The sequence below is a fragment of the Lujinxingia vulgaris genome (genome assembly GCF_007997015.1).
In the GTDB taxonomy this organism is placed as follows: Bacteria; Myxococcota_A; Bradymonadia; order Bradymonadales; family Bradymonadaceae; genus Lujinxingia; species Lujinxingia vulgaris.
Genome location: NZ_VOSM01000003.1, coordinates 387,289 through 399,056 on the forward strand (window position 1 = coordinate 387,289; position 11,768 = coordinate 399,056).

Consider the following 11,768-nt stretch of genomic DNA (forward strand, 5'->3'; position numbering starts at 1 on the left):
GCGAGTGCCCCTCACCACGAGGGGGCTCGCTGGATGGCGTGGTTGCCGATTCAGGGATTGAAGAGGCTCTTCCAGAGATCGCGCTCCACCCACCCCATCCGCCCGAACCCCGCGATGAAGCGCACGCGTTCTACGCGCAACCTGAAGAAGTGGAAGTCGGCAAACCCCACGTACCCTTTTGCCTGCGGATGCACCTCCAGATAACGCGCCCGCACCTCCTCCGTCCCATCCGTACTCACCGACTCCACTCGCCCCTGAAAGCTCGCTCGGCCCCGTTCCAGAAGCTCGCCCTCGCCCTCGGTCGCGGCGACCACCAGCGAGGCTCGGCCGTCCGCCCGAAGGTTTCGGGTATGTTCGGCAAGATCACTCAATAAAAGCAGCAGGTCGCCGTCTTCGAGCCCCGCCACATCCACCACCGACGCGTAAGGAAACCCGCTCTCCTCGCTGAGCGTCGCGAGCACCCCGTGCCGTGACTCCATCAAAAGCCGGCGCGCCTCCCCCGCCAGCGCATCCAGCGATCCCGACTCCTTTTCCCTCTTCATCTCTCAACCTCCTCTTATCCTGGCCACCAGCACCCAGGGAACATGATCGCGTTAACGCGCGGCGGAAACTCTCGCACCTTCGGCCGACGCACTCGGCTCACTGACCTCGTCCTTCGCCTTCGGCCTCAGCGGGAAGAAGTACACCACGTAGACCACGATGAAGATCCAAAGCGGTGAGAGCTTAAAGTACGCCGCACCCGCGAAGAAAAAGATCAGCAGGTGCATCCGAAACACGTTGGCGTAGGGCGCCATGGGTTCAAAGCTGCGCACCGACTTCAGGAGCCGCTCCCGCGCCCCCACAGCGAGCATAAGCACAAAGGGAAGCATCGAAGGGAGGTACTTCCACGCAAGCGCCGGCGATGGCTCCTCGGCCAGAGGCAGAAAAGCCCACACAAAGACGGCGTGAATCGCGTGAAACATGCCGAAGTGAATGCTGAAAAAGATGATCAGCGCCAGCGCCTTCGCCACCCGAAACGCGGGCCCCGGCACCCCGTAGTTCTCCATCTCTGGAGGCCAGAAGGCGTCGTGAAAGATCATCGTGAGGAGTGTGCCGCCCCCCACAAGAAGGCTGGCCAGCCACAGGGTCCACACCAGCTCCTCTGCCCGCCACTCTCCGTAGAGCGCGAGCGCCAGCCCCACGGCAAACGCGATCAGGTCGACGAGAATGGTTCGAAAAGGTTTAAGCCGCAGCGCGACGGCGTTCATGGAGACCTCGGGGGCAATAACGCGCGGGGATGTTCATCGGTCCCGGGCAGCATAACGCCAGACGGGCTTCGGCACGACGTGCGATACAACCGAAAGTCGCGTTTACACCCGCCTTGCCTTCCCCGAGACTGGCGCGACCTGCCCTCCCCACAAGATCTGCGACTGCGACGGCTGATCATGCGCACACTCTCCTCACTATACTACTTTTCCTCTTCGCCCTCGCGTGGGCCCCCCACGCCCATGCCACCACGATCCTGGACGTCCCGAACCCTCGCGATAGCGGCGGCTGGGTCTCCGACATGGCGGAGGTGTTGAGCGACGCAGACGAAGAGACCATCAACGACGCCATCGACGCGATCGAGGAAGAGACGGGCGTTGAGATCGCGCTCGTGACGGTCGAGCAGGCCACGGCGCCCTCCCCCAAAGACTTCACCACCGGGCTCTTTAACCTGTGGGGCGTGGGCAAACACGACGCTAACAACGGCCTGCTCATCGTGCTGGTGCTGGGCGAGCGACGCCTGGAGATGGAGACGGGCTATGGGCTGGAATCCATCCTCACTGACGGCTGGCTCGCTACCATGCAGGCCGAGAAGATGGTGCCGCACTTTAAGGAGGGCGACTTCGCTCGCGGACTTCTCAGAGGTGTGATCGCCGTCACCGGGCGGCTGCGCGCTTACGCCGAGGAGCTTCTCGTCAGCAACAACTCTGAATCTTCCCACTTTAATCGCACGCCCCCTCCGATCGACACTTCGGCCGATGATGCAGATACCAGCGAGGGCGCGTGGGTTGGGTGTTCCTGGTGTGGCTTTATCGTGCTTTTTCTCATCGTGATCTGGCTTGTTGCGCGGCGAAAGCGTCCCCGCCGTTGCGAACTCTGTGAGACCAAACTTGTGCCCATGAGTGAGGCCGACGCAGAACCGATCATCACCGAGGCACAGCGCCTGGAGCGCGCCATTGGCTCACGTCGCTTCTTCTTCTTCGAGTGCCCGAGCTGTCAGTTCGTAAAGCCCATCTATCAAAACGTCGGTGACTACAAAACCTGCCCGCAATGCGATCGGCGAACCCTTGAGGTCCGCGTCGAAAACCTCGTCAACGCCACAACATCGTCTCCCGGACGACGGCGCATCTTTGAACACTGCCTCTTCTGTCTGCACAGCGCCCACCACGACGAGACGACTCCCATGGTACCCCGGCGCGCTCCCTCAACATCCCGCACCGTTATCATTCGCGATGATGACGACGATGACGACGACGGAGGCTTCTTCGGTGGATCTTCCTCCAGCGATAGCTCTTCTTCGGGCGGCGGATGGTCCTCCAGCAGCAGCTCGTTCTCAGGCGGCGGCAGCTCCTCCTCGGGCGGAAGCTCCTCCTCCAGTAGCAGCACGCGCAGGAAGCGCTCCGGATCGTTCGGCGGCGGAAAATCCGGTGGAGGGGGCGCCGGCTCCAGCTGGTGAGCGTCTACGATCCCTGACGCTGCCAACCCTTTCCTGATGCGATGAGCCGCCACGCGAGCGTGAGCGGCTCATCGCGTTTTCGTTCTCCCCCGACCCCTACCTTAGAGCCGAACGTGTCGGGGAATGTCACGATGTTCAAACCGTTTTGAACACGGCCGAGATCGTGGTAATCCCTCCCCGATCCGGGCCGCCTGCGTGGCCCTGCTTACAGAGCCGTAGCGCCACTCGCGCGCACGGCCTCGCCCGCACATTGACGCTGCCAATGGAGCTGTTGCCATGATCTCCGACATCTTCGATCCCACCGCCTGGACCCCCGTCGAGGGTTTTGATTTTCAGGACATCACCTACCACCGCGCGGTGGACCAGGGCACGGTGCGCGTCGCCTTCAATCGCCCCGAGATCCGCAACGCCTTCCGACCTCAGACCGTCGATGAGCTCTTCACCGCCCTCGATCACGCCCGCCAGTGGGCCGATGTTGGCTGCGTACTCATCACCGGCAACGGCCCCTCGCCAAGAGACGGCGGCTGGGCCTTCTGTTCCGGCGGGGACCAGGCCGTTCGCGGCAAAGATGGCTACCAGTACGCCGGCCGTGAGCTCGCCGACGACCCCATCGCCCGCGCTCGTCTGGGCCGGCTGCACATTCTGGAAGTGCAGCGCCTGATTCGCTTCATGCCCAAAGTCGTCATCGCCGTGGTGCCCGGCTGGGCGGTCGGCGGCGGCCACAGCCTGCACGTGGTCTGCGACATGACCATCGCCAGCAAAGAGCACGCCGTCTTCAAACAGACCGACCCCGACGTCGCCAGCTTCGACGGCGGTTACGGCTCTGCGCTCCTGGCCCGCCAGATCGGCCAGAAGCGCGCCCGCGAGATCTTCTTTCTGGGCCTGAACTACAGCGCCGACGAAGCCTTCCAGATGGGCATGGTCAACGAAGTTGTCCCCCACGCCGACCTGGAAAAGCGCGCCCTGGAGTACGGAAAGCTCATCAACTCCAAGAGCCCCACGGCCATGCGCATGCTCAAGTACGCCTTTAACCTCCCCGACGAAGGCCTCGTCGGCCAGCAGCTCTTCGCCGGCGAAGCCACTCGCCTCGCCTACGGCACCGAGGAGGCGCAGGAGGGGCGAGATGCGTTTTTGGAAAAACGCCCGCAGGACTACTCGAAGTTTCCCTGGCACTTCTAAGGTCCCGGGCGCGACTGCGCGCCAGAGGATGCTCACGTTCAGGTGTCATTAAGCCCCGGTATGTTCGATGACTGGCCCGACCCTTTCAGACCGCTTGGCTCGTTGGAAGAACCCACTGCACGTCGAGTCGCGGCTGGTGGAGTTACCGCTCTCTCTGCCCGCGCTATTTGAGCGTGGGCGCTTTCTAAAGCGAGCCTTCTACCTGCGTTCGCCCGAGGGTGACGAGCATCCCTTTGAGGAGATTCTGGGCCTGGGCTGTGTGTGGGAAGCGTCGCTGGACGACGAGGCGGGTTTCGCCGGGGCCACCGAGCAGTTTCAGCGTTTCGACCTCCCTAAAGAAGTCTCAGAGCACGCGCGATTGCTACTCTTCGGCGCATTTGACCCGACGATGAGCGCGGCGGAGGACCGAACCTGGGAGCATTTTTCCCGTCGGGCCCTTTACCTCCCCGAGCTTCTACTTCTGCGAAACGACGAGGGCATTCGCGCCGTTTCGGTCACGCTGGCGTCCTCGGCGCTCACGTCGCTGGAAACGTGGCTGGAAAGGCTGACCGACACCTCGCCAGCCCCCACTCGCAGCGCTGACGCGCGCCAGCTCCCCGGTCCTTTTTTTGACCTTCACGGCGAAAGGGAGCGTTTTCTCGGCAACGTCTATCGCTTTGTGAGAGCGCCGAAGGGGCAGAAAATCGTGTACGCGCGGCGCGCGGTGCACACCTCCCCGCCCAAAGCATGCGATGCGCTTCTCGACTCGCTCAATTCCCGTTTTGATAGTTGTGCGACCTTCGCGCTGAGCCCTCACCCCGGCGCTCCGGTCTTTGTGGGAGCGACCCCAGAGACGCTGGTGAGCTGCCGGCGCAATAGACTGCACACGGTGGCCCTGGCGGGCACGACACGAGGCAAGAGCGCGCCCGACAGCCCGGAGCGCGCACAGGCCGAGGCCGAACTTCTGGAGAGCCCGAAAGATCTCGATGAGCATTACGTGGTTGTCCGCATGATCTCCGAGAGCCTGGTAAAGCGCGGTTTCTCGGGGGAATATGGCACGCCGCCCCGCATTCGACGACTGGCCAACGTCTCCCATCTGGAGACGCCGATCAAGTCCTATACGTCTGGAAACTTCGGTCTCCTCGATGCTGTGGACACCCTGCATCCGACGCCGGCTGTGTGCGGGCAACCGCGGGAAGCCACCCGGGAGCGTATCGCCAAATATGAGGGCTTTGATCGCGGGCTCTACGCCGGGCCCATCGGCGCGATGTCGCCCCGGGGTGACGGGCGAGTCTTTGTGGCGCTGCGTTGCGGGCTGATTCAGGAGCAGCGAGCACTGCTTTTTGCCGGCGCTGGAATTACCCCGGAGAGCGATCCGGAGGTGGAGTGGGCCGAAACGAACCAAAAACTTGAGGCCATCCAGAGCGCCCTCGACGGGGAGGGGTTGACATGACCACCCCACAGGCCGCCTGGCCCAACATCAACACGCTGTGGGCACACGCACTCGTCGATGAACTTGCGCGCTGCGGACTCAAACACGTCTGCATCAGCCCCGGCTCGCGCTCCACGCCATTGGTCGTGGCCTTCGCGAACCACCCCGACATCCATGACATCTCCATCATCGATGAGCGCCAGGCCGCCTTCGTCGCGCTGGGACTAAGCCTGGCCAGCGGGCAACCTGTCGCGCTCGTCTGCACCTCCGGCACCGCCGCCGCCCATTACTATCCGGCCATCTGCGAGGCATCGAGCTCCGGCGTGCCTCTCCTCGTGCTCACCGCCGACCGCCCCCCGAACCTCCACGACACAGGCGCACCGCAGGCCATCGACCAGACCCGAATCTTTGGTCAGCACGTGCGCTGGTTTCACCAGGTCGCCGAGCCCGAACCCACCGCCGAGAAGATGCGTTACCTCCGCGCGCTGGCCTGCCGTGCCTGCCAGCGCGCCGCAGGGCCCGACGCGGGGCCCGTGCATCTCAACCTCCCTTTTCGCAAACCTCTGGAGCCCACCCCACTTCCCGAAGGCCACCGCGACGCCGTGCCCCCGGAGCTTCTCGAAAGCGATCCACTCGCCATGATGGGACGATCCGACGACGCGCCCTACCTGCACACACCACCGACCCGGGCCATCCTCGACGAGGCCACCCTCGACACCATCGCCGGCCTGCTCGCCAGCGCTGAGCGCCCTCTCATACTCGCCGGCGCCGACCACCGGGGTAACGCCTACGCTTCCACGCTGATCGAACTCGCCAGGCGCATCGGCGCGCCACTCATCGCCGAACCCACCTCCGGGGTAACCCGCAACGCCGAACTTCAAGACGCCCCTCTGCACTTTGGCGACGCCATCTTCGGCAGCAGTCTGCTAACAATCCTCGGCGCCCCCGACCTCGTGCTGCGCACCGGCAAAGCCCCCCTGGGCTGGGCCGCGGCCCGCGCCGTGCGATCCTGGTCGCACGCGACCACCATCCTGCTCTCGCCAGACGCCGACCCGGCCGACCCGGATCATCTCTCCAGCTGGCACCTTCGAGCCGAACCCGCCACCACTCTGCGAGCCTTGAGTCGACGCCTGAGCGCGTCAATGCGGCCAGCCATACCGACCAACGCCGCCTGGCTTGGCGCCTTTCAGCAGGCCGAAACACTCGCCAGTCAATCGCTCGTCGCCATGCTCCAGAACTTCCGCAGCGAGCGGCCCGACGCCCCCCTGACCACACCGGAAATTTGGCACGCCCTCGGGGAGCGTCTGCCCGACGGTTGCGCGCTGATGATCTCCAACAGCATGCCCATCCGTGACGTCGACGCCTTTATGGCGCAACGACGCGCGCCGCTTCAGATCTTCTTTAACCGCGGCGTCAACGGCATCGATGGCATCGTTGCGACCGGGCTGGGCATCGCTCTCGCAAGAAAAGCTACTGGGCTCCACGCTCCCACTGTCATCGCGCTTGGCGACGTCGCACTTCGACACGATCTCTCGGCGCTGGCGCTGGCCCGAGAACTCGATCTTCCCATTCTCGTCCTCGTCCTCGACAACGAAGGCGGCGCCATCTTCGACGAGCTCCCCATCGCCAACTTTCCCGACGTCCACACCCGCCACTTCCTCACCTCGGCACGCGCTGACATCACCCGCAGCGCCCCCTCGGCGGCCCGGATCTCGGAGGCAACTTCACCTTCGGAACTCCACGACACTCTGAGCGTCTTCTTCGAGAACCCGCAACTTCAGGTCGTGGTCGCCCGCAGCGAGCGCCAGCTCGACCGCGATCTTCGCGCCGCACTCCGCGCCGGGACCCGAACCCTCATCGATCATCGCTCCCAGGGAGACCTCCCATGACCACCTCCTCCCCCTCCAAACTTCAATCCTGGCTCCTCGCCAGTCGCCCCAAAACCCTCGCGGCGGCCGCTGTGCCCGTGGTGGTCGGGAGCGCCGTGGCCTACGGTCAGGACCTCTTCGCCCCCGGCCCGGCCATCGCCGCACTCGTGGGGGCCGGCCTGATTCAGATCGGCACCAACTTCGCCAACGACTACTTCGACGCAAAAAGTGGCGCCGACAACGAAAACCGCCTCGGCCCCACCCGCGCCGTCCAGGCCGGACTGCTCACCCCGAACGCCATGAAGTGGGCCACTGCCCTGACCTTCCTGGCCGCCGCGCTCGTCGGCCTCTACCTCATCGGCGTCGGCGGCTGGCCCATCCTGGTCATCGGCATCGCCTCGATCCTCTCGGGCATCGCCTACACCGGCGGGCCTTACCCCCTGGGCTACAACGGCCTGGGCGATCTCTTTGTCTTTATCTTCTTCGGCATCATCGCCGTCACCGCCACGCATTATGTGCAGGCGTTGAGCTTCTCCATCGAGGCCCTCGTGGCATCGATTCCCATCGGGCTCCTCTCGACGGCCATCCTCATCGTCAACAACTACCGCGACGTCGACACCGACCGCGTCGCTGGCAAAAACACCCTGGCTGTGCGACTCGGAAAGGCCGTCACACGCAAACAATATGCGGGCGTCGTGCTGGGGGCCTATCTGGTGCCCGTGATTCAGGTCGCCGCTGGCCTCTCCCAGACCTGGGTGCTCCTGCCCCTTGTTAGCCTGCCTCTCGCCATGAAGTGCATCCGCGCGCTCGGCGAACTTGAGGGCAGCGCTCTCAACGCACTCCTCGCCAGAACCGCCGGTCTTCTCACCGTCTTCGGCGTACTCTACGCCATCGGATTCGCGCTATGAACGACGCCATCCTCACAGCCGTATTTGAAGCGCCCGAACTTTCCTGGAAACGGGTGACCCTCCCGCTAATGGTGCCGATTCGCACCAGCGCGGCCACCTACGAAGCGCGCGAAGTACTCGCTCTGCGCCTGCGCGCAACTGTAGGCGGCGAGCAGGTCGAGGGTTATGGCGAATGCTCGCCATTGCCCGGATGGTCGACGGAGACGATCTCGGAGGTGGAGCTCGCGCTACGCGGCCTGGCAAACAGCCCCGCCCTTAAAGAGAGCCTCACCCTTGCTCCGGAACACCTCGACGCGGCGCTGGGTAACCTCGCCAGCATCCCCACCCTCCGTTTCGGCGTCGAGCTGGCCATGCTCGACGCTCTCGCGCGACAGCAACGCGTCCCCCTGGCCAATCTCTTCGCCGGCGACAACCCCGTCGATCTCACCTTCGGCGTACGTCTCCAGACCACCCACGCCCTTGATCCGCCTGCAATCACCGCCGGACGCGTCCGTGTCTCCGTGGGAGTAAGCAACCGCGCCGCCAAACTCAAAGTAGGCCTCGATCCACTCGAGACCGACGTCGAACGCATTCGTCTCGTACGCGAACAATGCCCCAACGCCGCAATTCGCCTCGACGCCAACCGCGCCTTCTCCCTCGAACAGGCGCTCGCCTTCGCCGAGGCCGTCGCGCCTTACAACATCGACTTCCTCGAAGAGCCCGTCGCCTGCGAGACCATCGAAGAATTCCTCGAACTCAGCCAGAAGAGCGCGGTCCCTATCGCGGCCGATGAGTCCTGCTCCCCTCCGGACTTCGCCCTCAAACTCATCGAGGCCCGAGCCGTCAACGCGCTCGTCCTCAAACCGATGAGCCTGGGAGGACTTCTGCCCACCCTCCAACTCATCGAACGCGCCGAAGAAGCCGGCCTCCGCGTCGTCATCAGCAACCTCATTGAGAGCGCCATCGGACGCCGCGCCGCAGCCCATCTCGTCGCCGGCAACGCACGCTTCAACGCCCTCGATGGCAGCCACGGCCTCATCACCGGCAACTGGCTCAAAGAAGACATCGCTCCAGAGCGAGACAAAAACCTCGGCGGAACTCTGCGCCTGGATGATGCGCCTGGCCTGGGCTTTGTGCCCACCCCCTTCGCCCCGGGCAGGGAGGCCACATGAGCTCGCTGCTTCCCTCAACAGACTGGCTCAACGCCGCCGCCCAACATCACCCGGAACGACTCGCCATAGTCGCCGGCGATAAAGCGCTCTCGTACGCGCAGCTCCGCGACCTCGTTTTCCGGCGATCGAGCCGGCTTGCCGCGATGAACCTCGACCCCGGCAGCCGTGTCGCCCTCATCGCCGAGAACAGCTTGAGCTGGCTACTCGCCGCACACGCCATCCTCATGTCCGGCGCGACGCTTGTCCCCCTGCACCACCGCGCCACGCCCGATGATCTGCGCACCCAACTGCGCATCGTGCCCGTCGACCTCATCATTCACGACGCATCTGCGACCCTCCCCTCGGAGCTCGACGCGCCGCTGCTCGCACTGGACGCACTTGACGCCACGGATGCCGCTGCGCCCGAGAGCGCTGACATCATGGTTCCTCCTTTGCCAGGGGAAACCATCGCTGTCGACGGCGACAACACCCTGGTGATCCTCTTCACCTCCGGCACCACAGGCACCCCGAGAGCGGTCCCACTCAACGCGTCGAACATTCACGCCAGCGCGATGGCTTCCGCGCAACGTCTGGGACTCCATGACGACGACCGCTGGCTCTGCTGCCTGCCCCTCTGCCACATGGGCGGGCTCGCCACGATGTTGCGCAGCCTGCTCTACGCCACGACACTCGAGCTCGCCAAAGATACCGACATCGCCTCGCTCGTGTCCTTGCTCACAACTCGCCACATCACGCTCGTGAGCCTCGTCCCGACCCAGGTGCACCGCCTGATCGCGGAGTACAACGCCCCCGTAAAGACCTCCCTGCGAGCCGCCCTCGTAGGTGGCGGCCCCATCGACGCTCGCGACCTTCAGGCCGCCCGCGAACTGGGGATTCCTGTGCTCCCGACCTACGGCATGAGCGAGGCTGCAAGCCAGATCACAACGCTCCCCCTCGACGCTCCCCTGGACGCCCTGGAGAGCGCCGGCGCACCGCTCCCCGGCACCGAGCTCCGTATCACCCTCGATGATGGCTCCACCGTAGCACCTGGCCAACCCGGCGCTATCGAGGTGCGCGGCCCCACGCTCACCCCGGGCTACCTCAACGCCAACGCCGCGCCTCTCTTCGGCAACGATGGTTGGATGCGCACCGGCGACGTCGGCCACCTCGACGCACGCGGTTACCTCTACGTGCACCATCGCGCCTCCGAGCGCATTGTCTCCGGCGGCGAAAACATCGACCCCACCGAGGTCGAACGCGCGCTGCGCGCGCATCCAGACCTCTCCGATGTCGCTGTCTTCGCCCTCGACCACCCTGAGTGGGGCCAGCAGCTCTGCTGCGCGCTCGTCGTAGACCCCTCACACGCTTCCCACATCCAACGCTCCAGCGCCGCACTGGTCGAACTCTCAGACGGCAGCCTTTATCAAAGCCTGCGTGAATTCTGCCGCGAGCGCCTCAGTACCTTCAAAATCCCCCGGCGCTGGTTCCTTACCGACGCCATCCCCCGCACACCCAGCCAGAAAGTACGCCGTCACCGGCTTGCCGATCTCGCTGCACGTGTCGGTCAATAGAGTCCCCGTCTTCGCCTTTCCCCCCTGAGGTCACCCTCATGAGCACCGCCGACATTACCCCCTCCCTCCCCTCCTCCTCCGACGCGACCTCGGTCGATCCGCGCCTTCCTCGCACCGGTCGTCGCAACGACGGCTCCCGTCATATCGTGCATATCGGAGATGTCCCCTTCGGGGCTGAACCTTTCGTGGTGATCGCCGGCCCCTGCGCGGTCGAATCCGCAGACATGATCACCCGCGCCGCTGCTCGCGTCGCAGACCTTGGTGCAAATGTGCTGCGCGGCGGCGCATTCAAGCCCCGCACCTCCCCCTACAGCTTCCAGGGCTTAGGCATGCCGGGCATCGAGATGCTTCAACATGCCTCCCACACCCACGGCCTGCCCTTCGTCACCGAAGTCCTCTCCGAGTCCGACGTCGAGGCCATGGCCGAGCGCGTTGACGCCTTCCAGATTGGCGCCCGCAACATGCAAAACTTTGCGCTTCTCGAAGCCGTCGGTCGCACCGGTCGCCCCGTCGTCCTCAAACGCAACTTTGGCGCCACCCCCACCGAATGGCTCCTTGCCGCCGAACACGTCGCCCGCGCCGGCTCCGATAAGATCATCCTCTGCGAACGAGGCATCCGCTCCTTCGGCGATGAGACCCGCTTCACTCTCGACCTCGCTGGCGCCATGTGGGCGCAAGACGAGAGCCGCCTGCCGGTCATCGTCGACCCCTCCCACGCCATCGGCCTCCCCCATCTCCTTAAACGCGCCGCCGCCGCAACACTCGCTGCAGGCCTGGATGGCCTGATGGTCGAAGTGCACCCCGACCCCACGCAGGCCCGCTGCGACGCCGACCAGGCCCTGACGCCTGCCGCCTTCGAAGAGCTGATGGCCCACCTCCAGCGCTTCACCATCGAGCGCCCCCTTCTCGCTCGCTGACCTCCTCGCCCCCTCCTCCCCTCATTCACGTAACCCGGCTCCCCCCGCTCGCGCGCGTCACTCCCAACCCCAGGTGCGCGGCG

General features: G+C 64.9%; 10 protein-coding genes. 8 read left to right on the top strand and 2 right to left on the bottom strand.

From position 1 onward, the window contains the following. Positions 1 to 50: 50 nt before the first annotated feature. Both FRC98_RS08565 and FRC98_RS08570 read right to left on the bottom strand, forming a co-directional pair. Positions 51 to 542 (bottom strand): HugZ family pyridoxamine 5'-phosphate oxidase, encoded by a 492-nt coding sequence (locus FRC98_RS08565; RefSeq protein WP_146980882.1) that lies wholly within the window; start codon positions 540 to 542, stop codon positions 51 to 53. A gap of 51 nt (positions 543 to 593) precedes the next feature. Beyond that, positions 594 to 1,247 (bottom strand): DUF6498-containing protein, encoded by a 654-nt coding sequence (locus FRC98_RS08570; RefSeq protein WP_146980883.1) that lies wholly within the window; start codon positions 1,245 to 1,247, stop codon positions 594 to 596. A 299-nt stretch (positions 1,248 to 1,546) separates the two neighbouring features. Here FRC98_RS08570 and FRC98_RS08575 point away from each other — a divergent pair, with 299 nt between their 5' ends. From FRC98_RS08575 to aroF, 8 genes are all read left to right on the top strand, one after another. After that, entirely contained in the window at positions 1,547 to 2,701 is a 1,155-nt protein-coding gene (locus FRC98_RS08575; RefSeq protein ID WP_283809647.1) for a TPM domain-containing protein, read from the top strand. Between the two features lie 276 nt (positions 2,702 to 2,977). Beyond that, the gene (locus tag FRC98_RS08580) at positions 2,978 to 3,880 is read left to right on the top strand and encodes a 1,4-dihydroxy-2-naphthoyl-CoA synthase (protein ID WP_146980885.1); all 903 of its coding nucleotides are present in this window, start codon (positions 2,978 to 2,980) and stop codon (positions 3,878 to 3,880) included. A gap of 94 nt (positions 3,881 to 3,974) precedes the next feature. After that, the gene (locus tag FRC98_RS08585; RefSeq protein ID WP_230467433.1) at positions 3,975 to 5,312 is read left to right on the top strand and encodes an isochorismate synthase; all 1,338 of its coding nucleotides are present in this window, start codon (positions 3,975 to 3,977) and stop codon (positions 5,310 to 5,312) included. Then, positions 5,309 to 7,180 (top strand): 2-succinyl-5-enolpyruvyl-6-hydroxy-3-cyclohexene-1-carboxylic-acid synthase, encoded by a 1,872-nt coding sequence (menD, locus tag FRC98_RS08590; protein WP_146980887.1) that lies wholly within the window; start codon positions 5,309 to 5,311, stop codon positions 7,178 to 7,180. Before FRC98_RS08585 ends, menD begins: the two co-directional genes overlap by 4 nt. Continuing rightward, a complete protein-coding gene (locus tag FRC98_RS08595) occupies positions 7,177 to 8,067 on the top strand; it encodes a 1,4-dihydroxy-2-naphthoate polyprenyltransferase (protein WP_146980888.1) in 891 nt (296 codons plus the stop codon). Before menD ends, FRC98_RS08595 begins: the two co-directional genes overlap by 4 nt. Continuing rightward, positions 8,064 to 9,218: an o-succinylbenzoate synthase gene (menC, locus tag FRC98_RS08600; protein WP_146980889.1), complete on the top strand. Its 1,155-nt coding sequence runs from the start codon at positions 8,064 to 8,066 to the stop codon at positions 9,216 to 9,218. Before FRC98_RS08595 ends, menC begins: the two co-directional genes overlap by 4 nt. Next, positions 9,215 to 10,768: a class I adenylate-forming enzyme family protein gene (locus FRC98_RS08605; RefSeq protein WP_146980890.1), complete on the top strand. Its 1,554-nt coding sequence runs from the start codon at positions 9,215 to 9,217 to the stop codon at positions 10,766 to 10,768. Before menC ends, FRC98_RS08605 begins: the two co-directional genes overlap by 4 nt. Before the next feature lie 38 nt (positions 10,769 to 10,806). Next, positions 10,807 to 11,685, top strand: a complete 879-nt coding sequence (gene aroF, locus FRC98_RS08610; RefSeq protein ID WP_146980891.1) for a 3-deoxy-7-phosphoheptulonate synthase — start codon at positions 10,807 to 10,809, stop codon at positions 11,683 to 11,685. Positions 11,686 to 11,768 lie beyond the last annotated feature (83 nt).